This window comes from Streptomyces sp. S3(2020), assembly GCF_013044505.1.
Lineage (GTDB): Bacteria > Actinomycetota > Actinomycetes > Streptomycetales > Streptomycetaceae > Streptomyces.
The window spans coordinates 1-19,610 of the sequence record NZ_JABERD010000178.1; the positions used below are offsets into that span (position 1 = coordinate 1).

A 19,610-nucleotide genomic window follows, 5' to 3' on the forward strand; every position below is an offset into this window, starting at 1 on the left:
GGGGGGGGGGGGGGGGGGGGGGGGGGGGGGGGGGGGGGGGGGGGGGGGGGGGGGCTGGGGGGGGGGGGGGGGGGGCGGTGGGGTGGGGGGCGGGGGGCGGGGGGGCGTCGGAGATTAGGAGTTGGACGCCGAGCAGGCGGCGGGCGGTGAGGGGGCGGAGGATGGGGAGCCAGCGGGGGCTGTCGTCGGGGGTGGGCACGTCGGTGCGGGCGAGCTGTCCGGTGCGGTCCATGCCGGAGGTGTCGGCACGGGCGTGGGCGGTGCCGGCGGCGTGGTGGCCCGTGTGCTCGATGATCCTCCGTTCCAGGGCGCGGGCGTAGTCGGCGTCGAAGGGCAGCTGATCGCCGCCCAGTGCCTGCCAGTGCGCGACCCGGCGTTCCAACTCGGCCTCCACGCCATGGTCTTCCACCGGGCGGGACCACACCTCCAGCAGGTGCGGGGCGACGCCGGGCAGCTCCTCCGGCGGGATGCGGGTTCCGTCCGGAGCCACGTACGGGATGCCGCTGAGGGCCGCCGTACCGATCAGGGTCGCGCTGAGCAACCGGTCGGGATGGTCGGCCACGAGGAGTTGGGTGAGCATGCCGCCCAGCGACATACCGACGACGTGGGCGCGTTCGACACCGAGCCGGTCCAGCACTGCGACGGCGTCTTCCGCGAGTCGGGTGAGCGGGTAGGGCCGCTCGTCGAACCGCCAGGTCGAACGGCCGGTGTCCCGGTGGTCGTAGCGGATGACGCGATGGTGGGTGCCGAGCCTGTCGACCAGTTCGTCGGGCCACCCCAGCCCCGACGCCTGGGCACCCATGATCAGCAGCAGCGCAGGGGCCCCGGCCGAGCCGCGCTCCTCCATCCACAGGCGCACACCGGGGGCCACGTCGACCATGCGTTCCACTCCTGCGCTCCTCAACCGATCAACCAAGACGAGACGTATCGTATCGCAACCGACCGCATTCGACCACGTTTGCCGACTCCCGCCGCCCGTCCGTAGGTTGACCCGATGGGCCTCTTCGACAAGCTGACCGGCACGCGTCATCCCGACAGCGGCATCGCACCGCGTTCCGCCGAGGAGGTCCGGACCGCGCTGCTCGCCGTCAACGGACCCGACGTGCCGTACGCCGTGCGCGACGCCCTGCCCGACGAGCGTGCCGACCTGGTCGCGGAGTGGCGGATCGAGGAACCCGCCTGGCACACCTTCTTCGCCCGCACCCGGCTCACGTCGACCCTCAGGACACGGATGCGCCTGGTCCCGGACGACCACGAGGTGCGCGCCGTCGACGAGCAGTGGCAGGTCACCTGGGTCGGGGAGACGCCCCGGCTCGCCCTCTCCCGTGAGTACTCCCGCGGGCAGGTCTCCGCGGTCAGCAGGCAGTGGACGTACGAGCGCGGAGCCGACGGCCGCAGGCACCGGACGGAGGTCTTCCGCTTCGATCCCGCGGAGCTCAAGGACCCGCTGCGCGCGGCGGTCCTCGGCGCGGGATGGACATGGCGCGGCGTGGCCTTCAGACTCTGACGCCCTGGCCCGGCCCGCCACGGCGTCCGGCACGGCCGAGGCGTCCGTCTCATTTGCCGACCGGCCTGCGCGCCGAGCGACCCATGGCCCAAGATGAGCAGGTCATGCACCGGCCCGCCACGCACCGTCCAGCGCCTCTGCCCGTCCTGCGGGCCGCGGTGTTCGCCGTCGTCGGCACGGTGCTGGGGGTGAGCGCCCACCACCTGGCCGCCGAGGGCTCCGTCCCCTGGGCGCAGGGCTCGGCCGTGGCCGCCGCGCTGTTCGGTCTGGGGCTGGTCGGCGTACGCCGTCCCCGGCACGTGGGTACGGTCGTGGCCTGCAGTGTCGTGGGCCAGTCCGGGCTGCACCTGTGGCTGACCCTCGGCGCGCACCCACAGCCCCCCGCCCACCAGCACGGTCACCATGTGCGGGGCGCGCACACGGGCTCCTACGACTCCGTGGCCATGGCGGCGGCCCACGCCCTGGCCGCCGTACTCGTCGCGATCCTCCTGCACCGCGCCGACTCGGCCTGCTGGACCCTCGCGCGCGGCGTGGCCGCGGTGCTCGACGCGGCGCGCGCCCATGTCGCCGCCGCGCACACCTTGTTCACCCGGCCTCGGACGGTCGTGCGGCTCCGGCCGCCGGTTCCCGTGCCGACGCCGACCGGACGGTCCGCGGCCACCTGTCCGGTACTCGCGTACGCGGTGGTACGGCGCGGTCCTCCCGCGGCCGGGTCGGCCTGAGTCAACTGACCCGGCCGGGAAGCCGGTTGCGGCGATCCCGGCACACCCCCCTGCCTGGAGACACCCATGTCCCGCACCACCCGCCGCCTCGCCGTCGCCACCGCGGCCGCGGCAACCGCCGTCCTGCTCACCGCCGTTCCGGCCGCCGCCCATGTGGAGGTGGAGGCCGAGAACGCGCGGGCCCTCGCCCAGAACGTCGAGCTCACCTTCACCGCCGAGTCGGAGTCGGCCACCGCCGGCGTCACCCAGATCCGGGTGATCCTGCCCAAGGGCATCACCCCGTCCGACGTGACGTACGAGGACGGCCCCGAGGGCTGGGAGTTCGCCACCACCGACGACGGGTACACCGTCAAGGGCCCGGCCGTGAAGGTCGGTGGCGACGCCGAGCACTCGATCGTCGTACGGCAACTGCCCGACGCGAAGGAGCTGGCGTTCAAGACGCTCCAGACCTACAGCGACGGCAAGGTCGACCGCTGGATCGAACTGGGCGAGTCCGACGACGGGCACGGACACGGGCACGGCAACGAGGCCCCGGTCCTCGAACTGAAGGCGGCCGCGCCGGGCGCGACCACGGTCAGCCCCGCCCCCAGCGCGTCACCGACCCCGACGCCTACGCCGACGCCGTCGGCCGCGGAGACCAACGTCTCTCCCACCCCGCAGGCCGCCGACACCGAGCAGGACGAGGACAGCGGACCGTCCACGGGCGTGTGGATCGGCATCGCGGCGGCCGTGCTGCTCGTGGCGGGGGCGGTCGTTGCCGTCGTACGCCGACGGGGCGGCGCCCAGCAGTAGTCCGGCAGCGCTCTCCAAGGGCCCTCGCACGCACGGAAGTCCGCGGTACGGAAGTCCGCGGTGCGGGGGCCTTTCCCCAGAAGTTCTTTCAGAAGTTCTTGACGAGCAAGGTCGCCAGCCACAGCGCGACCACCACCGCGGCGAGCACTCCGACCACCTGGACGGCCCGGACAGGAATCCTGCGCATCGCGTCCGCCCTCTCCTCGACTCCTGACGCAGTCCTACCCCGAACACTGGCCACCGGCACGGTTCACCGCGACGATCCCAGGGAATCCCGACCAACCGGCGGTCAAGGAGAGCCCCTATGAAGGCCATCGTCCAGAACGCCTACGGTTCCACCGACACACTGCACCTGCGGGACATCGACCGTCCCGTCCCCCGCGACGACGAGGTGCTCGTCGAGGTGCGGGCCGCCGGCGTCGACCCGAGCGTCTGGCACCTGATGACCGGACGGCCCTACATCGCCCGGCTCAGCCCGCAGCTCGGGCTGCGCCGCCCCGCCCACACCGTGCGCGGCTGGGACGCCGCCGGACGTGTCGAGGCCGTGGGCGCCGGGGTGACGGCGTTCAAGCCCGGTGACGAGGTCTTCGGCCAGTGCGACGGCTCCTTCGCCGAATTCGCGTGCGGCAAGGCCGAACAACTCGCCGCCAAGCCGGCGAGCCTCTCCTTCGAACAGGCCGCCGTCCTGCCCGTCTCCGGAGTCACCGCCCTCCAGGCCCTCGCCGTGGCACTCCCCCGGCCAGGGCAGAAGGTCCTCGTCATCGGCGCGTCGGGCGGGGTGGGGACCTACGCCGTCCAGCTCGCGGCACACTACGGCGCCGAGGTCACCGGCGTCTGCGGCCCCACCGCGGCCGACCTGGTCCGCTCGCTCGGCGCCACCGACGTCGTCGACTACACCCACGAGGACATCACCGGCCGGCCAGTCCGCTACGACCTCATCGTCGACGCCGCCGGCAACCGCTCCCTCTCCCGGCTGCGCCGTGTCCTCGCCCCGCGCGGCACCGCCGTCTTCGTCGGCGGCGAGGACGCGGGCCCCGTGCTCGGCGGCCTGGACCGGTTGGCCCGCGGCCTGCTGCTCTCGGCCTTCGTGGGCCAGCGCTTCCGGCCACTGTTCGCTGCCACCCGCCAGCAGGACCTCCTCGCGCTCAAGGAACTCATCGACACGGGCGCGATCACTCCGGTCATCGACCGCGCCTACCCCCTCGCCGAGGCAGCCGACGCCGTACGCCACCTGGAGAAGGGCCATCCACGGGGCAAACTGGTCGTCACGGTCTGACCACGTGCTTTCCCGTACCCTCGCCGAAAACCACCCGTCCTCCGACAAGACACGGACCCGTACCACGGCGGCCGTCGAGTCACTGCACTACTCGGTCAACGTGCACCCCGAGGCGCTCTCCGCCCGGGCCGCGGGGCCGGTCGCCCCGGGACTGCCGGGACGCGCTGCGGGCGCATGCCGCCGAGCACGTCGAGGAACTCGGGCGTACGGCCGTACGTCCGGTGCTGGAGCGTGCGGACCGGATCGGGGGCGACGGGCACGTGGTGCTCGGCGCCCGGTCGGTCATCCGTCAGTCGGTGCGCGCGCCCTCCTGACGGCCGGGGGTTTCCACTCGGGTGAGCCAGGTCGTGAGGAGCGTTTCGAGGGTTTCGGCCTCGGTGGAGGTGAGCAGGTCCAGGAGGCGGTGTTCGTTGCGCATGTGGTCGGTGAAGGCCCGGTCGATCAGTTCGCGGCCGGGCCTGGTGAGGGCGACGATCCGGCCCCGCTGGTCGTCGTCGGCCCGTCGGCGGGTGACGAGTCCGGCGCGCTCCAGGCGGTCGATCCGCTTCGTCATCGCCCCGGTGGTGACCATGGTGTGCGCGGCGAGTTCGCCGGGCGCCCGTTCGTAGGGTTCACCGGCGCGGCGCAGGGCGCACAGGACGTCGAACTCCCCCTCACTCAGGCCGTATTCGCCGTAGACGAGGCAGAGCTCCTCGGTGAGCCGGTCGGCCAGGCGGTGCAGTCGTCCGATCACTCCTTGCGGGGTGACGTCGAGGTCGGGCCGCTCACGACGCCAGTCGGCCTGGATGCGGGCCACGCGGTCGGGTTGTTCCATGCGGTCACAATACCTTCCCAGGAAGTTATATTGGCTTCCATGGAAGCCAATACACGCTGGGTGGCGCTGACCGCGGTCGCGCCGGTCGCCTGGGGGACCAACTACTTCGTCACGCACGAGTACCTGCCCGCGGACAGCCCGCTGTACGGGGCGGCGCTGCGGGCGCTGCCCGCCGGGCTCGTCCTGCTGGCGCTGTGCCGGAAGCTGCCGCGCGGTGTGTGGTGGGGGCGGTCCGCGGTGCTGGGCCTGCTCAATGTGAGCGTGTTCTTCGTGCTCGTCTACGTCGCTTCCCAGCTGCTTCCGACGAGCATCGCCTCGACGGTCATGGCGCTGTCCCCGCTGACGATGATGCTCATCGCCTGGCCCCTGGTCGCCGAGCGGCCGGGCCTCGCGCACCTGACCGGTGCGGCGGTCGGGCTCGCCGGGGTGTGCCTGATGCTGCTCACCGGGGAGGGCGGGGTGAAGGTGCCGGGCGTCCTCGCCTCGGCGGGGGCGATGCTGGTGTCGGCCTTCGGTCACATCCTGACCAAGCGGTGGAACGCCGGTACGGACGTGCTGGCCTCCACCGCCTGGCAGCTCACCGCCGGCGCGCTGTTCCTGCTGCCGGTCGCGGCGGTCGTGGAGGGCCCGCCGCCCGCGCTCTCCCCGTCGGCGCTCCTCGCCTTCGGCTATGTCTCCCTGGTCGCCACCGCGCTGGCCTTCACCGTCTGGTTCGCCGGACTGCGTCATCTGCCCGCGGCGACCGTGGGTCTGATCGGTCTGCTCAACCCGGTGACCGGCGTGCTGCTCGGCACGGCCGTGGCGGGCGAGGCGATGACGGGCCGGCAACTGTGCGGGCTGGCGCTCGTACTGACCGGCGTGGTCCTGGGCAGGCCCGCGCGCCCGGGGCGACGGAACTCCCGTCCGCGAGCCCTCACGCCTCCCGCACCTGAGCCCTCCGCCTGCGATCGCCGCTGAAACCGGTGCAAGGTGGAGAGGTGACCGAACGAGGCTTCGACGTATGGGCGGCCGGGGACGCGTACGAGCGGTACATGGGCCGCTGGAGCCGGCTGGTGGCCGACGAGTTCGTGGCGTGGCTCCCCTGTCCGCCCGGCGCGCGGTGGCTGGACATCGGATGCGGCTCGGGCGCCCTGACCTCCGCGGTGGCCGCCCGCTGCCGGCCCCGGACACTGGTCGGTCTTGACGGGTCCGCCGGGTTCGTCACCACGGCCCGCGCCTCGACCGCCGCCCCGGCACGCTTCGCGGTGGCGGACGCCCGGGCCCTGCCGGTGCGGGACGCGGTCTTCGACTCGGTCGTCAGCGGACTGGTCCTCAACTTCCTGGCCACGCCCGGTGCCGCGCTCACCGAGGCGGCGCGCGTGGTCCGGCCCGGCGGCCTGGTCGCCGCCTATGTGTGGGACTACGCCGAGGGCATGGAGTTCCTGCGCCACTTCTGGGGTGCCGCGACCACCGTGGACCCGTCGGCGGCCGCGCATGACGAGAGCCGCCGCTTCCCCCTCTGCGACCCGACCGCACTGGCCGACCTGTGGAACGAGGCCGGACTGACCCGGGTGACGGTCGCGCCGATCGGCATCACCACCCTCTTCCCCCACTTCGACGACCTGTGGTCCCCGTTCCTGTCCGGCCAGGGCCCCGCCCCCGGTTACGTCGCCACCCTCTCGCCGGCCACCCGGGAGCGGCTGCGCCGGACGCTGCGGGACCGGGTGCCGGCCGGGGCCGACGGGGCGATCACGCTGAAGGCCCGCGCGTGGACCGTACGGGGGAGCAAGCGGGATCACTGAGAACGCCCGGTAGCCTCCTCGCGGTGAATCTGAATCCCTTCGACGGCACGCCCAAAGGACTGACCTCCCGGGCCTGCGGTTTCCTCAGCCACCACTGCGTCAGGGTCGACATCAAGCCAATGGAGCAACACCGGCAAAAGTGGCTGGAGTTGGACATCCCCGCGGAGGAGACAGACCGCGTCGTGGCGTTCCAGCGCCGATGGGGCGGCCTCGCACTGCCACCCTCCCCGCGCTACGAAGGTGGGTTCATGATCGGACCCGGTGGGGAGTTCGGCCTCCACTCGTGGCGCTGGACCGCCCTGCACGAGACGATCGAGGGGTGTGTGGAGTCCCTCGCCCTGGCCCACCACGCCGCCTTGTGGGCCAAGTGCATCACCAAGGTGACCGGCGACGAGGTCGAGGCCGTCGCGCTGGACGGCTATCAGCCGGTGCGCGAGGTCAGAGGGCTGGCGGACACCTGGTGGCGGGGCGCCGACTCGCTGGTGGCGATCTACAACGGCGAGGCCGACTGCCTTTCGGCTCCCCGGAGCCGTACGGCGCTGATCTACTCCGGACTCGACGAGTGGGGCCTGGGAGGGGACGTCGGGGACGACGAGGGATGAGCACCCCGAGCCTTGCCCCATATACCCTCCAGGGGTATGTTCCGCCCAAGGGAACTCCCCCACCGCACAAGGAGGGTGAACGCCATGTCCGAGAACCCTGCCGGCGTCGAAGGCTTCGCCGAGGACGAGTACGGCGAGGTGCGGCGGGTCTTTCAACGGCTCGTGGACGACGGGGCGGAGACCGGGGCCGGGCTGTCGGTCTGGCGCGACGGGCGGGAGGTCGTGCGGCTGAGCGCGGGGTGGGCCGACGCCGGGCGGAGTCGGCCATGGCGGGCGGACACGCTGGTGATGCCGTACTCGCTGTCGAAGACCTTCGTCACGCTCGCGGCGCTGGTGGCGGTGCGCGAGGGCGCGGTGGCGTTGGACGAGCCGGTCGGCACGTACTGGAAGGCGTACGGGAGCAACGGCAAGGAGGCGACCACTCTCCGCCAGATCCTCACGCACCGCGCGGGCCAGCCCCGCTTCCCCGCCGAGGCCGCCGGCCTCGACCTGCTGGACGACGCCGGGCTGCGGGCCGGCCTGGCGCGGGCGGCACCGGAGTACGTCCCGGGCGCCTCGCTCGGCGAGCACGCGCTGACGTACGGCCATCTCGTCGACGGCGTCCTGCGCGCGGCCGCCGGCACCACGCTGGGGGCGGTGTTCAACGACGTCGTGCGGCCGGCACTGGGTCTCGACGCCTGGTTCGGCGTACCGGACGACGCGTTGGACCGCGTCGCCGACCTCGAGTACGCGCACCCCGACTGGCCCGAGCGGCTGCCCGCCGCACCCTGGCTGCGGATCCCCGACGGCGCCCTGGACACGGAACGCACCAACTCCCGGGCCTGGCGCCAGTCGGTGTTCGGCGCCACCAACCTCCAGACGACGGCCACCTCGACGGCGGCCTTCTTCTCCCGGCTCACCGACGAGGACGGTCCGGTACGTCAACTCCTGGGCCCGCGGCTGCACTCAGAGCTCCTCACCTCACAAGTCACCGGCCACGACGAGGTCTTCGGCACCCGCATCACCTGGACGCTGGGCCTCATCCGGGACAAGGGGAAGATCGCCAAGGGTGGCATCGGCGGTTCCGCCGCCTGGTGGTCGCTGCGGCACCGGCACGCCTGCGCGTATCTGACCCGTCGGCTGGACGACCACGCGCGCGCCGCCCGGATCGCCGCGGCCCTGGGAGACGACCTGACCGTCGTGGGCGAGGACTGAACAGGCCCCGCCTCTAGCGGAGTTCGACCGTGGCGCCACGGCGTTCGAGGAGTCGGACGATGTCCTCGAAGTAGGTGAGCCCCTCCTCGGACACGTCGTCGGCGAAGGCCTGCCGTGCGATGTGGGAGTCGTGCCAGATCAGGGTGAAGGGCGCCGCTATGCCGAAGCCACCGCTCAGGCAGTCCCGCAACGCGTTCCACTCACGCCCGAGGTAGCCGCCCGGGCCCACCAGCGCCTCGGCCATCGCACAGTGCAGGCCGGGCTCGTCGGTGACGAAGCCGCCGTCGAGGTGGTGGACGCCGCCGGAGCGGTCGGGGCGCTGCTCGCGCATGCCGGTGGCCGTGAGTTCGAGCCACTCGGCACGGGCCTCGGTGGAGTACGGAGCCCATTGGTTGCGGACCGTCGGGGCGCCTCGGTACCAGGTCTCCCAGACCGGACGGGCCACCAGCGGGCGCTGCTCGCCGCCGTCGGTGAGGGTGATGTCCAGGAGGTCGGCGCCGAGCACGGACGGGCGCGCCTTCTCGATGCGCAGATACACCTGGTGGCGGTACATCACCCGGCCGTGGCGGTCCAGCGCCCACAGCCCGACCCAGTCCCTGTCCCACTTGCGCCGTCGCGCCAGCACCGTGCGCAGCGGCTCGGCGGGCTCACAGCCGACGAGGTGCATCGGCACCGGCCGCCGGCCGTAGCGGGAGACGAACAGGCCCTCCACGTCCAGGCACTCCCCGGCAGGCGTGGCACTCGTGGTGGTCCCCGCGAACACCTTGAACACCGGCCGTGCCGGCCGTGTGTGCTCCCAGGCGTGTTCCTCTTCGACGCCCGCGCCCACGACGACGTCCACCAGTGCCGGATCGCTCCGGTTCGGCCGGTGTGCCATGACGACGGTGTCGACCAGGGTCCACCACTGCAACGGGTGTTCCTCGTCCCAGACCTCGACGCACACGTCACCCAGCAGCCGGGTGCCGGTGCCGTCCGGCGACAGGGCGTGCCGCAGAGTGCCTTCGGGAGTGCAGCCCCGCAGGGTCAGGACCTCACGCGGCGGCGGCACCTTGTCGGCGAACAGGCCCTCGACTCCGGCACACCGTCCCCAGTACCGCTCCTCGCCGTCCGCGTCCTCCTGGACCAGCAGATACCTGACCGGGACATCCCGCTCCCAGACCGCGTGCTCCGCGCCCCGCACCCGTCCCCCACCCTCGAACCACCGGCGCCTGAAACGTCCTTGGGATCAGGCCCACGGAAGCGTTTCACCCGGGCGCGGTTCACGCATCTCCTTTACCGGCTCATACGTCGCCGAGGAATCCCGGATCGGCCGGGCCCAGCTGCCGGGCGAAGTCGGCGGCGACCCCGAGGACCTCGCGCATCGGCACCGCCCGCCAGCTGTTCGCGGTGAGGTCGGCGCAGGCTTCCTCGGTCCACAGGAACGGGAACACGCTGATGCCCTGCGAGAGGTCCAGCGCGGCGGCCTCCTCGCGCCAGCCGGGCCGGCGCAGTCCGTCGTAGAACGTCTCCAGGCGGCCGGACAACAGCCAGAGCAGCCAGGAGGAGTGGCCCATGTCCATGGCCTCCCACTCCAGGGTGTCGGGCGCGAAGTAGGTCATCCGGCCCGGAGAACCGGGGCGGCCGGAGGCGGCGGGGTCATGGCCGTTCAGGGTGAACACGCCTCCCAGTACGTCCTGTCCCACGACGAGTCCGGTCTCGGGAAACCAGTCCGGGTCGAAGGTGTCGGGGAAGCGGTTGACCCGGGCCAGGCTCGGCAGGCCGTCGCTCGCCCCGGAGCCGCCGCCGAAGACCCGTACCCAGCCGTCGTCGAGGACCAGTCCGCCGCAGTTCCAGGCCAGGGCGCCGAGTGTGGAGCCTGTGGTGACCTGCATCTGGAGCACGCTCCGGCGTCCCTCTGCCGGGTCGGCGGCGAGCGACCGCACCGGGACGGCACTGGCCGCGAACGCCTCCTGAAGCTCCGGCCAGGCCGGGTCGTCCACCTGGGTCAACTCGTCGATCTCCCGCATCCGAGCATGATCGCAGCCCGCCGAAGCCGGCCGGACCTAGGGGGCCGCCGCCTCCAGGTCGGCGATCGTGCCGGACATGATCGTCCGGACGTGTGCGGTGATGTGCTCCATCGGCCAGTCCCACCAGGCCACCGTCAGGAGCCGGGCGATGTCCTGGTCGCTGTGGCGGGTGCGGATGAGGCGGGCCGGGTTGCCGCCGACGATCCCGTAGTCGGGGACGTCGGAGGTGACCACGGCGCCGGTGCCGATGATCGCGCCGTGACCGATCCGCACACCGGGCATCACCGTCGTGCCGTGGCCGAACCAGACGTCGTTGCCCACGACCGTGTCACCCCTGTCGGGCAGTCCGGTGAGCAGGTCGAAGTGCTCGGACCAGGAGCCTCCCATGGTCGGGAAGGGGAACGTCGAGGGGCCGTCCATACGGTGGTTGGCGCCGTTCATGATGAATCGCACCCCCGTCCCCAGCGCGCAGAACCTGCCGATCACCAGCTTCTCCGGCCCGTAGTGATAGAGCACGTTCCGTGTCTCGAAGGCGGTCGCGTGCTCCGGGTCGTCGTAGTACGAGAACTCCCCCACCTCGATGAGCGGAGACGTCACCAACGGCTTGAGCAGCACCACACGCGGCTGCTCGGGCATCGGATGAAGCACCGTGGGATCGGCCGGTACGAGCATGGTGGGCCATTCCTCGCTGATCGGGTACGGGGTCCGGGGCCAGGATCGCAGCGCGCCGGGGCCGGCGACGCCGAATTACCGCCGAGCCGCCGTGGCCGTTTCGGCGGTGGTGCCGATCTGGAGGGTGGCGGGGGTCGCGCAGCAGCCGCCGCTCGGCTGTTCCGGCTCGTCGAACAGGCCCGAGCCGCCGCAGACCCCGGTCTCCGGGAGGGTCAGTTCGACGCGTTCGGCGGCCTCCTGGTCACCGGCGATCGCGGCGGCGATGGAGCGGACCTGCTCGTAGCCGGTCATGGCGAGGAACGTGGGGGCGCGGCCGTAGGACTTCATGCCGACGAGGTGGACGCCCCGCTCGGGGTGGGAGAGCTCGTTCACGCCGTGTGGGTAGACCGTGCCGCAGGAGTGGACGTTGGGGTCGATCAGCGGGGCCAGGGCCGTCGGTGCCTGGAGGCGTTCGTCGAGGGCGAGACGGAGCTCGGAGAGGAAGGAGAGGTCCGGGCGGAAGCCGGTCAGGACGATGACCTCGTCGAGGGGCTCCGTGCGGCGGCCGTCCTCGGACTCCAGGACGATCCGGTCGCCGTCGTAGGCGACGGCCCGTGTGCGGAATCCGGTGATCGCGCTCGCGTGCCCGGCCTCGACAGCCGCCTTGGCCCGCAGGCCCAACGCGCCGCGCGCGGGCAGCTGGTCGGCCTCGCCGCCGCCGTAGGTGTTCGTCCCGATGCCCCGGCGCAGGACCCATACGGCATGTGTGCAGGGGGTGTCGGCGGCAAGGTCGGCGAGGAGGGCGAGGGCGGTGAACGCGGAGGCTCCGGAGCCGATCACGGCGGTGCGCCTGCCCGCGTAACGGGCGCGTACGGCCGGGTCGTCGAAGTCGGGCACGCGGTAGGAGACGCGGTCGGCGGCCGCCTTCTCCCCGAGCGCGGCCAGGCCGTCCGCGCCCATGGGGCTCGGTGTCGACCAGGTGCCGGACGCGTCGATGACGGCGCGTGCGGTGAGGCGTTCCTCGCGGCCGTCCGGGGCCTCGATGTGCACGGTGAAGGGCTGCTCGTCGCGGCCCGAGTCGACGACGCGGTCCCGTCCCGCGCGGGCGACGCCGGTCACTCGGGCGCCGTAGCGGACCTTGTCGCCCAGGAGGTCGGCGAGCGGCTGGAGGTACCGCTCGGCCCAGTCGCCTCCGGTCGGGTAGGCGGCCGCGTCGGGGCGGATCCAGCCGGTCGGGGCCAGCAGCTTCTCCGCCGCCGGGTCGACGAGTTCGCCCCAGGTGGAGAACAGGCGGACGTGCGACCACTCCCGCACGGCGGCACCCGCCGTGGGGCCGGCCTCCAGGACCAGGGGTTCGAGGCCGCGCTCGACGAGGTGGGCGGCGGCGGCCAGGCCGATCGGTCCGGCGCCGATGACCACGACGGGCAGGCGGTCGACGGCGGTGGCCGTGGCCGTGGCCGTGGCCGTGGCGTTCACGGATGGGTTCACAGGCGGGTTCACGGGCGGGTTCACGGAAGGCCCCTTTGTTTCGACGTTCATCGATATAGAAGTCAGCTTGGCTCCTGATTCGACAAGTGTCAACATAGACGCATGTCGAACTTCGAGGCGCTGCCCCTGCTCGAACCCGAGACCTCCGACACCGTGGCCTCGTGCTGCCCGCCCCTGACCGAGCGGCCCCTGACCGCCGAGGAGGCCGAGCGGACCGCCGCGATGTTCAAGGCGCTCGGCGACCCGGTGCGGCTGCGGCTGTTCTCGCTGATCGCCTCGCACGCGGGCGGCGAGGCGTGCGTGTGCGACATCTCCGACGTCGGCGTCTCCCAGCCGACCGTCTCCCACCACCTGAAGAAGCTCAAGGAGGCCGGACTGCTCACCTCCGAGCGGCGCGGCACCTGGGTGTACTACCGCATCGAGCCGTCGGTGGTCGCCGCGATGGGACAGATGCTGCGCGCCTTCGGGTGACTACCCGACGGGCCGTCCGCGTACGAAGATCAGCGCCACCAGGGCCAACCCGACCGCCCCGCCGACGAGTTGGGCGCCGATGAACCCCGGCACCGAGCCCGGCGCGATACCCGCGAACGTGTCGCTGAACGTACGTCCGACCGTCACCGCCGGGTTGGCGAAGGACGTGGAGGACGTGAACCAGTAGGCCGCGCCGATGTACGAGGCCACGGCCACCGGGGCGAAGCGGAGCCGGTCCGTGCGGGCGAGGCCGAAGATCAGCAGGACCAGGCCCGCGGTGGCCACCACCTCGCCCAGCAGCAGATGGCCGGCCGACCGGTCGTGTGTGGACCACTTCACCAGCGGCTCGCCGAACATCGCGTCCGCCAGGACCGCGCCCGCCGTCGCGCCGACGAACTGCGCGGGGACGTACACCGCGACCCCGCGAGCCCCGACTCCGACCCCGGCGCCGCCGCGCCGCCCCGTCCACCACTCGGCCAGCGTGACCACCGGGTTGAAGTGCGCCCCGGACACCGGGCCGAGCAGCAGGATCAGGATGCCGAGGCCGAAGACGGTGGCGAGGGAGTTGGCGAGGAGCTGGACCCCGACGTCCCGCGTCAGTCCGGTCGCCTGGATGCCGGAGCCGACCACGATCGCGACCAACGCGGCGGTGCCGAGCAGTTCGGCCGCCGCGCGGGCGGCCAGGGGCGCGGACTGCGGGGCGGCGGTGATCTCCGACCGTGCCACGGCCGTGTCATCGGTGACGGTCAACGGGACTCCTCAGGAAGGTCTCGCGGATCACGGGCAGGACCGCTTGACGTTGTTCTCGGCGGTGGCGCGCGCGGTCTGCGCCAACTCGGCGAACCCGCCCGCGAGGGAGGCGATGACGTCCGGCCTGAGCTTGTAGTAGGTGAAGCGGCCGCACGGTTCGGTCTCCACCACACCCGCCTCTCTCAGCACCCTCAGATGGTTGGAGAGGTTGGTCTGCCTCGCTCCCGTCTCCTCGATCAGGTGCGTGGTGCAGAGCGTCTCGCGGGCCAGCAGGGTGATGATCCGGAGGCGGAGCGGGTCGGCCAGTACCCGCATCAGATCAGCATCGACTGATGTCAGCATGGGCTGATACTTTCACATCATGTCCGACACCCCGCTCGCCTCCGTCCTCTTCGTCTGCGTCCACAACGCCGGCCGCTCCCAGATGGCCGCCGGTTTCCTGACCCACCTCGCGGGCGACCGCATCGAGGTCCGCTCCGCCGGTTCCGTCCCGGGCGACCGGGTCAACTCGTCCGCGGTCGAGGCCATGAAGGAGGTCGGCGTCGACATCTCCGCGGCCGAGCCGAGGATCCTCACCACCGAGGCCGTCCAGGCGTCCGACTACGTCATCACCATGGGCTGCGGCGACGCCTGCCCCGTCTTCCCCGGCAAGCAGTACCTCGACTGGGCCCTGGAGGACCCGGCGGGCAAGGGCGTCGAGGCCGTCCGGCCGATCCGGGACCAGATCAGGACCCGTATCGAGGCATTGATCGCCGAGATCGACGGCCGGCAAGCCGCGACGCCGTAACCGTCCACGGCGCCCTGCGCCGAGTCACCGCGCCCAGTGCGGTGTCCAGGTCTCCGTGTCGAGGCGGCCCGGCCCCGCGCCGTCGAGGTAGGTGCGGAGCGTCTCCAGGGTGGGGTGGGGGTTGTCGGACCGCCGGATCAGTGAGTGCGGGTAGACCGGCATCGGGCCGCGCAGGGTGATGCGGCGCAGGTCCTGACCGGTGGGCCAGACCAGGCGGGTCTGTTCGCCGACCAGGGTGGCCAGCCGCGGGGACTCGGCGATCGTGTCGAGGAGCGGGTCGGTGCCGAAGTCGGGTCCGGTCGCCTCGATGGTGAGGCCGAACTCCGTGGCGAACTCGTCGTAGTACGCCGCCCATTCGGTTCCGGCGACCAGGCCGGGCATCCAGATCCGGTGCCCGGCGAGCTGTGCCGGGGTGACCTCGCGGGCCGTGGCCAGGGCGTGGCGCGGTCCGGTCAGCAGCTGGATCGGCTCGTCGTAGACCCGTTCCGCGGCGATGCCGTCGGGGAGCCGGCGGGCGGGGACGGTGACGGCGCGGAAGGACGCGTCGATCGTGCCGGAGCGGATGGCGCCCAGTGCCTCCTTGGCGTCGAAGAGGGTCACCACGTCGAGTTCGACCTCGGGACGCGCGCGATGGAAGCCGCGCAGCAGTGCGGCGGGGCCGAGCCTGCGGCCGATCACGTCCACGCGCAGGGCACGGGAGCCGGGCCGTACGGAGGCCATGGCCCGCTCCGCGGTGTCGAGAAGAGCCCGGGCGTGGGGCAGGAACGCCTGACCGTCGATCGTGAGCCGTACTCCGCGCGGGGTGCGCGTGAACAGGCGTACGGCCAGCTCCCGCTCCAGCGCGGCGACGCGCTTGGAGACCGCCTGCTGGGTGACCGAGAGGGTCGTGGCGGCGTCCTGGAGCCGTCCCGTCTCCGCGGCCGTCACGAACGTCCGCACGGCGTCGAGGTCCATGACCGCCATCGTAGGACCACAACCGCGGGTTGTGTCCGAGCCGCTCGGGAGTTGTTTGATCTCCGGATCCGTCGACCGCTTGGATGTCCGTGGATCAGGGAGAGAGGCGGCGGCATGGGGCGGAGTTTCGGGTGGTTGTGGGCGGCGTACGGTGTCAGTGCGCTCGGCACCGCGTTGGCCCTCCACGCCTTTCCGCTGATCGCGATCCTCGTGCTGCACTCGGGTCCGGCCCAGGTGTCGGCGCTGGCCGCGGCGGGTCTCGCGGTCGGCGCGGTGGTGGCGGTGCCGCTCGGGCCGTGGGTGGAGTTCCGTCGTAAGCGGCCGGTGATGGTGACCATGGATCTGGCCCGGTTCGCACTGCTGATGAGCGTCCCTGTCGCGTACGCGTTCGACCGGCTCAGCTTCGCACAACTTCTGGTTGTGTCGGTGCTCGTCGCCGCGGCCGACATCACCTTCACCGCCGCGTCCGGCGCCTGCCTGAAGGCCCTGGTGCCGCAGCGGGATCTGCTGGCCGCCAACGGGCGGTTCGAGGCCACGATGTGGACCACCACCATGGTCGGGCCGCCCCTCGGCGGCGCGGCGATCGGGCTGCTCGGTCCCGTGGTGACCGTCGTGGCCGACGCCGTCAGCTATCTGCTCTCGGCGGTCGGGATCCGCGCCATGGGCGGGAAGAAGGAGATCCGGCCCGTACGGCCCGCGTCGGGGACCGGCATCAGGGGCCGTGAGCTGCTCGACGGCTGGCGCTTCATCCTCACCGACCCGGTGCTGCGACCGCTGTTCCTCAACGCCGTCCTCGTCAACGGGCTGATCATGGTGGCCGCACCGCTGCTCTCCGTCCTCATGCTCGGCGGCCTCCATTTCGCGCCCTGGCAGTACAGCCTCGCCTTCGCGGTGCCGTGTGTCGGCGGGCTGATCGGCTCACGGCTGTCCCGGCGGCTCGTCGCACGCTTCGGCCGGCGCGAGGTCCTCGTCACCGCCGGAACCCTGCGGGTGTGCTGGCCCCTGGGGCTGGCCTTCGTCGGTCCCGGCGTACCCGGACTCCTGCTGGTCATGGTGGTCGAACTCGGACTCATCACCTGCATCGGCGTCTTCAACCCGGTGCTGGCCACCTACCGGCTCGAACACACCCCGCCCGACCGCGTCGCCCGCACGCTGTCCGCCTGGTCGATCAGCGGCAAACTGACCATCGCCGCCCTGACCGCCCTGTGGGGCCTGCTGGCCACCCTCACCACCCCCCGCGCCGCCATCGCCGCGGCCGGACTCCTCCTCCTCGCCACGCCGCTCCTGCTCGGCAGGCGCACGCTGCCGTCCGCCTGAGGCGACCGCCGGACGTGGCCCCGGAAGGCCTGTGCCTCACAGTCGTACGACGATCAGGGCCGTGTCGTCCGTGGTCCCCTCCGGCGGAAGCAGGTCGCGCAGGACCGCGTCCGCCAGTTCCTCCGGATCGGCGTCGCGGTGGCGGGTGACGGAGTCCGCCAGGCGTTCCAGACCGGTCTCGATGTCCTCGCGACGGCGTTCCACCAGACCGTCGGTGTAGAGCACCAGGGTGGCGCCCTCGGCGAAGGAGGTCGTCGTCTGCGGTCGCGGGACCGGGTCGGGACTGGCGTCCAGCGGAGGGTCCGTGGCCGCGTCGAGGAACTCGACCTTGCCGTCGGCGTGGACGAGGGCCGGGGGAAGGTGCCCGGCGCTGCTGTAGGTGATCGTGCGGGCGTCGAAGTCGATGAACGTGATGACCACCGTGGCGGACTCCGCGCCGGCGACCACGTGCGCGTAGCGGCCCAGGACGTCGAGGGCCTGCGCCGGGCCCTCGGCCACCCGTGAGGCGGCGCTCAGCGCGCTGCGCAGCTGACCCATCGCGCAGGCCGCCGCCAGTCCGTGGCCGACGACGTCACCGACCGCGACACCGATACGGTCGCCGCCGACCAGATCCACGAGGTCGTACCAGTCGCCGCACACGTTCAGCGCGCCGACCGCGGGCCGGTAGCGGACGGCCGCCCGGTGGTCCCCCTTCAGTCGCGATGTCGGCAGCATCGCCTCCTGGAGCGCCAGCGCGACCTCGCGCTCGCGGGCGTGGGCCCTTCTCAGGCGCTCGTTGACCTCCTGCAACTCCCGGGCTCGGATGTACAGTTCGGCCTCCAGCGCCCGGGCCCGGGTGCCGACGGGTCCGCCGCGGTCGCGGATGAACTCGCTGACCTCCTCCACCCGGTGCACAAGGAGGACGACCTCGCCGTCGGGGCCCAGCACGGGCGCGTTGACCGGGCTCCAGTACCGCTCCTCCCAGCGGCCCGGCAGTTCCAGGGACCGGACGTCGTAGCGCTGCACGGCCATGGTGTCGCGCTCACCGGTGGCCAGCACGCGCTGGAGGGAGGCGGCCAGATTGCGCATGCCGGAGGCCGCCGGGTCCTCGGGGTTGTCCGGGAAGACGTCGAACAGGTAGTGGCCGACCAGTTGCTCCCGGCTGCGGCCGGACATCCGGACGAACTCCTCGTTGGCGTCCACGTACACCAGCTCGGGGGTCAGGACCGCCACCATGCCGGGCAGCGCCTGGAACACCGCCGCGTAGTCGATCCCCGCGTCCACCATGGCTCTGCCGCCTCACTGCCGATATCGCATCACTTCCCACGATATGAGCCAGGGGCGACCGGCGGGCGGTTCCCGCGGATCACGGGCGCCGGAAATTCGGTTGCCGCCCTCCTGCCCCCGGGGGCTAGATTCCGCGCATGGCAGACATTCGGGGCTCGTACGACGATCTGTTCACCGCCGTGCCGAACGCGCTGGCCGGCTACCTCGACGCCGGGGACGTCGGCGGCTCGGTCGCGGTCTTCGTGGGCGGTGAGCCCGTGGTGGACGTCTGGGGCGGCTTCGCGGACGCCGAGCGCACGGTGCCGTGGGAGCGGGACACCGTCACCAACGTCTGGTCGGTCACCAAGACGATGACGGCGCTGTCCGCGCTGGTGCTGGCGGACCGGGGGGATCTCGATGTGGCCGCGCCGGTCGCCCGGTACTGGCCGGAGTTCGCCGCGGCGGGCAAGGAGAAGGTGCTCGTACGGCATCTGCTCGCGCACACCGCGGGTCTGCCGGACTACGACGGGCCGGTGGAGGAGCTCTACGACTGGTCGGCGGTCACGGCCCGACTGGCCGCGCTGGCCCCGCAGTGGGAACCGGGGACGGCGGCCGGGTACCACTCGCTGACGCAGGGCTTCCTCGTCGGCGAGGTCGTCCGCCGGATCACGGGCCGGACGCCGGGCGCGTTCTTCGCCGACGAGGTGGCCGGGCCGCTCGGCGCCGACTTCCGGATGGGGCTGTCCGCCGAGCACGACCACCGTGTCGCGCTCGCCGTTCCGCCGCCCGGCCAGGACGAGGACTACGTCGCCGGCGCGGCGGACCAGGACCCGAGCCCGTCCACGGCGACCGGGATCCGCCTCCGGGACGGCAACAGCGTGTCCTGGCGCCGGGCCCAGATCCCCGCGGCGAGCGGCTTCGGCAACGCCCGTTCGGTCGCCCTCGTCCAGTCGGCGATGGCCTGCGCCGGCACGGTGAAGGGGGTCCGGCTGCTGTCTCCGGCAGGCTGCGCACGGGCCTTCGAGGAGCAGTACAGCGGCGACGACCGCATCCTCGGCATGCCGGTGAGCTGGGGCCTGGGCTACGGCCGCTTCGGCACCACCTACGGCTGGGGCGGCTGGGGCGGCTCACTCGTCATGATCGACCCGGACGCCCGCATGACGGTGGCGTACGTGACGAACCAGATGCGCGAGCCGGGGGCGGATCAGCGGGGGCTGGAGCTGGTGATGGCGGCGTACGAGGGGCTTCAGGGG

Annotated in this window: 22 protein-coding genes; 12 read left to right on the forward strand and 10 right to left on the reverse strand. The window is 72.4% G+C overall.

What is annotated here, in order from left to right; translation table 11 throughout:
- The coding region (locus HLK59_RS37210; protein ID WP_346779899.1) for an alpha/beta hydrolase at window positions 1–889 on the reverse strand (889 nt) is incomplete at its 3' end.
- Window positions 890–994: 105 nt separating this feature from the next.
- On the opposite strand from HLK59_RS37210, the gene HLK59_RS37215 reads away from it, so the two are divergent.
- The 4 genes from HLK59_RS37215 (at window position 995) to HLK59_RS37230 (ending at window position 4,297) form a co-directional block, all read left to right on the forward strand.
- Window positions 995–1,507 carry a hypothetical protein gene (locus HLK59_RS37215; RefSeq protein WP_171146044.1) on the forward strand — a complete coding sequence of 171 codons (513 nt, stop codon included), beginning with the start codon at window positions 995–997 and terminating at the stop codon, window positions 1,505–1,507.
- 104 nt (window positions 1,508–1,611) lie between these two features.
- Complete coding sequence (locus tag HLK59_RS37220; protein WP_171146064.1) at window positions 1,612–2,229, forward strand: hypothetical protein; 618 nt, start codon at window positions 1,612–1,614, stop codon at window positions 2,227–2,229.
- A 66-nt stretch (window positions 2,230–2,295) separates the two neighbouring features.
- Window positions 2,296–3,021, forward strand: a complete 726-nt coding sequence (locus HLK59_RS37225) for a DUF1775 domain-containing protein (RefSeq protein WP_171146045.1) — start codon at window positions 2,296–2,298, stop codon at window positions 3,019–3,021.
- A 304-nt stretch (window positions 3,022–3,325) separates the two neighbouring features.
- The gene (locus tag HLK59_RS37230) at window positions 3,326–4,297 is read left to right on the forward strand and encodes an NAD(P)-dependent alcohol dehydrogenase (RefSeq protein WP_171146046.1); all 972 of its coding nucleotides are present in this window, start codon (window positions 3,326–3,328) and stop codon (window positions 4,295–4,297) included.
- Window positions 4,298–4,586: 289 nt separating this feature from the next.
- On the opposite strand, the gene HLK59_RS37235 is transcribed toward HLK59_RS37230, so the two are convergent.
- Window positions 4,587–5,111: a MarR family transcriptional regulator gene (locus tag HLK59_RS37235; RefSeq protein ID WP_171146047.1), complete on the reverse strand. Its 525-nt coding sequence runs from the start codon at window positions 5,109–5,111 to the stop codon at window positions 4,587–4,589.
- 39 nt (window positions 5,112–5,150) lie between these two features.
- Between HLK59_RS37235 and HLK59_RS37240 the strand changes: the two genes are divergently transcribed.
- The 4 genes from HLK59_RS37240 (at window position 5,151) to HLK59_RS37255 (ending at window position 8,688) form a co-directional block, all read left to right on the forward strand.
- Window positions 5,151–6,068, forward strand: coding sequence for an EamA family transporter (locus HLK59_RS37240; protein ID WP_171146048.1), 918 nt, complete (start codon window positions 5,151–5,153; stop codon window positions 6,066–6,068).
- A 20-nt stretch (window positions 6,069–6,088) separates the two neighbouring features.
- Window positions 6,089–6,892 carry a class I SAM-dependent methyltransferase gene (locus HLK59_RS37245; RefSeq protein ID WP_171146049.1) on the forward strand — a complete coding sequence of 268 codons (804 nt, stop codon included), beginning with the start codon at window positions 6,089–6,091 and terminating at the stop codon, window positions 6,890–6,892.
- A 23-nt stretch (window positions 6,893–6,915) separates the two neighbouring features.
- Window positions 6,916–7,494 (forward strand): hypothetical protein, encoded by a 579-nt coding sequence (locus tag HLK59_RS37250; RefSeq protein WP_171146050.1) that lies wholly within the window; start codon window positions 6,916–6,918, stop codon window positions 7,492–7,494.
- A gap of 84 nt (window positions 7,495–7,578) precedes the next feature.
- Window positions 7,579–8,688 carry a serine hydrolase domain-containing protein gene (locus HLK59_RS37255; RefSeq protein ID WP_171146051.1) on the forward strand — a complete coding sequence of 370 codons (1,110 nt, stop codon included), beginning with the start codon at window positions 7,579–7,581 and terminating at the stop codon, window positions 8,686–8,688.
- Window positions 8,689–8,701: 13 nt separating this feature from the next.
- Here the strand turns inward: HLK59_RS37255 and HLK59_RS37260 are convergent, their stop codons facing one another.
- The 4 genes from HLK59_RS37260 to HLK59_RS37275 all read right to left on the reverse strand — a co-directional run bounded on the left by HLK59_RS37260 (window position 8,702) and on the right by HLK59_RS37275 (window position 12,821).
- Window positions 8,702–9,868, reverse strand: a complete 1,167-nt coding sequence (locus HLK59_RS37260; RefSeq protein ID WP_171146052.1) for a barstar family protein — start codon at window positions 9,866–9,868, stop codon at window positions 8,702–8,704.
- A 100-nt stretch (window positions 9,869–9,968) separates the two neighbouring features.
- On the reverse strand, window positions 9,969–10,694 hold the full coding sequence (locus tag HLK59_RS37265) for a DUF2625 family protein (protein ID WP_171146053.1): 726 nt from the start codon (window positions 10,692–10,694) through the stop codon (window positions 9,969–9,971).
- Between the two features lie 36 nt (window positions 10,695–10,730).
- On the reverse strand, window positions 10,731–11,366 hold the full coding sequence (locus HLK59_RS37270) for a CatB-related O-acetyltransferase (protein ID WP_171146054.1): 636 nt from the start codon (window positions 11,364–11,366) through the stop codon (window positions 10,731–10,733).
- Window positions 11,367–11,441: 75 nt separating this feature from the next.
- A complete protein-coding gene (locus HLK59_RS37275) occupies window positions 11,442–12,821 on the reverse strand; it encodes an FAD-dependent oxidoreductase (RefSeq protein WP_346779900.1) in 1,380 nt (459 codons plus the stop codon).
- A 114-nt stretch (window positions 12,822–12,935) separates the two neighbouring features.
- Between HLK59_RS37275 and HLK59_RS37280 the strand changes: the two genes are divergently transcribed.
- On the forward strand, window positions 12,936–13,304 hold the full coding sequence (locus HLK59_RS37280; protein ID WP_171146056.1) for a metalloregulator ArsR/SmtB family transcription factor: 369 nt from the start codon (window positions 12,936–12,938) through the stop codon (window positions 13,302–13,304).
- Here the strand turns inward: HLK59_RS37280 and HLK59_RS37285 are convergent, their stop codons facing one another.
- Both HLK59_RS37285 and HLK59_RS37290 read right to left on the reverse strand, forming a co-directional pair.
- The gene (locus HLK59_RS37285; RefSeq protein ID WP_346779901.1) at window positions 13,305–14,030 is read right to left on the reverse strand and encodes an aquaporin; all 726 of its coding nucleotides are present in this window, start codon (window positions 14,028–14,030) and stop codon (window positions 13,305–13,307) included.
- Window positions 14,031–14,081: 51 nt separating this feature from the next.
- On the reverse strand, window positions 14,082–14,396 hold the full coding sequence (locus HLK59_RS37290; protein WP_171146058.1) for a metalloregulator ArsR/SmtB family transcription factor: 315 nt from the start codon (window positions 14,394–14,396) through the stop codon (window positions 14,082–14,084).
- 19 nt (window positions 14,397–14,415) lie between these two features.
- On the opposite strand from HLK59_RS37290, the gene HLK59_RS37295 reads away from it, so the two are divergent.
- Window positions 14,416–14,841 carry an arsenate reductase ArsC gene (locus HLK59_RS37295; protein ID WP_171146059.1) on the forward strand — a complete coding sequence of 142 codons (426 nt, stop codon included), beginning with the start codon at window positions 14,416–14,418 and terminating at the stop codon, window positions 14,839–14,841.
- A gap of 24 nt (window positions 14,842–14,865) precedes the next feature.
- On the opposite strand, the gene HLK59_RS37300 is transcribed toward HLK59_RS37295, so the two are convergent.
- On the reverse strand, window positions 14,866–15,795 hold the full coding sequence (locus HLK59_RS37300) for a LysR family transcriptional regulator (RefSeq protein ID WP_171146060.1): 930 nt from the start codon (window positions 15,793–15,795) through the stop codon (window positions 14,866–14,868).
- Window positions 15,796–15,909: 114 nt separating this feature from the next.
- Here HLK59_RS37300 and HLK59_RS37305 point away from each other — a divergent pair, with 114 nt between their 5' ends.
- Complete coding sequence (locus HLK59_RS37305) at window positions 15,910–17,112, forward strand: MFS transporter (protein WP_171146061.1); 1,203 nt, start codon at window positions 15,910–15,912, stop codon at window positions 17,110–17,112.
- Between the two features lie 36 nt (window positions 17,113–17,148).
- Here HLK59_RS37305 and HLK59_RS37310 read toward each other — a convergent pair whose 3' ends face one another.
- A complete protein-coding gene (locus HLK59_RS37310) occupies window positions 17,149–18,378 on the reverse strand; it encodes a SpoIIE family protein phosphatase (protein WP_171146062.1) in 1,230 nt (409 codons plus the stop codon).
- 137 nt (window positions 18,379–18,515) lie between these two features.
- Here HLK59_RS37310 and HLK59_RS37315 point away from each other — a divergent pair.
- Window positions 18,516–19,610: serine hydrolase domain-containing protein (locus tag HLK59_RS37315; RefSeq protein ID WP_171146063.1), on the forward strand; the 1,095-nt coding region annotated here is incomplete at its 3' end.

Bases quoted from the DNA above. Each gene is read 5' to 3' on its own strand.
- HLK59_RS37310 (WP_171146062.1), bottom strand. From the start codon at position 18,378: ATGGTGGACGCGGGGATCGACTACGCGGCGGTGTTCCAGGCGCTGCCC.
- HLK59_RS37280 (WP_171146056.1), top strand. From the start codon at position 12,936: ATGTCGAACTTCGAGGCGCTGCCCCTGCTCGAACCCGAGACCTCCGAC.
- HLK59_RS37240 (WP_171146048.1), top strand. From the start codon at position 5,151: ATGGAAGCCAATACACGCTGGGTGGCGCTGACCGCGGTCGCGCCGGTC.
- HLK59_RS37215 (WP_171146044.1), top strand. From the start codon at position 995: ATGGGCCTCTTCGACAAGCTGACCGGCACGCGTCATCCCGACAGCGGC.
- HLK59_RS37255 (WP_171146051.1), top strand. From the start codon at position 7,579: ATGTCCGAGAACCCTGCCGGCGTCGAAGGCTTCGCCGAGGACGAGTAC.
- HLK59_RS37235 (WP_171146047.1), bottom strand. From the start codon at position 5,111: ATGGAACAACCCGACCGCGTGGCCCGCATCCAGGCCGACTGGCGTCGT.
- HLK59_RS37270 (WP_171146054.1), bottom strand. From the start codon at position 11,366: ATGCTCGTACCGGCCGATCCCACGGTGCTTCATCCGATGCCCGAGCAG.
- HLK59_RS37305 (WP_171146061.1), top strand. From the start codon at position 15,910: ATGGGGCGGAGTTTCGGGTGGTTGTGGGCGGCGTACGGTGTCAGTGCG.
- HLK59_RS37230 (WP_171146046.1), top strand. From the start codon at position 3,326: ATGAAGGCCATCGTCCAGAACGCCTACGGTTCCACCGACACACTGCAC.
- HLK59_RS37220 (WP_171146064.1), top strand. From the start codon at position 1,612: ATGCACCGGCCCGCCACGCACCGTCCAGCGCCTCTGCCCGTCCTGCGG.
- HLK59_RS37225 (WP_171146045.1), top strand. From the start codon at position 2,296: ATGTCCCGCACCACCCGCCGCCTCGCCGTCGCCACCGCGGCCGCGGCA.
- HLK59_RS37290 (WP_171146058.1), bottom strand. From the start codon at position 14,396: ATGCTGACATCAGTCGATGCTGATCTGATGCGGGTACTGGCCGACCCG.
- HLK59_RS37295 (WP_171146059.1), top strand. From the start codon at position 14,416: ATGTCCGACACCCCGCTCGCCTCCGTCCTCTTCGTCTGCGTCCACAAC.
- HLK59_RS37265 (WP_171146053.1), bottom strand. From the start codon at position 10,694: ATGCGGGAGATCGACGAGTTGACCCAGGTGGACGACCCGGCCTGGCCG.
- HLK59_RS37300 (WP_171146060.1), bottom strand. From the start codon at position 15,795: ATGGACCTCGACGCCGTGCGGACGTTCGTGACGGCCGCGGAGACGGGA.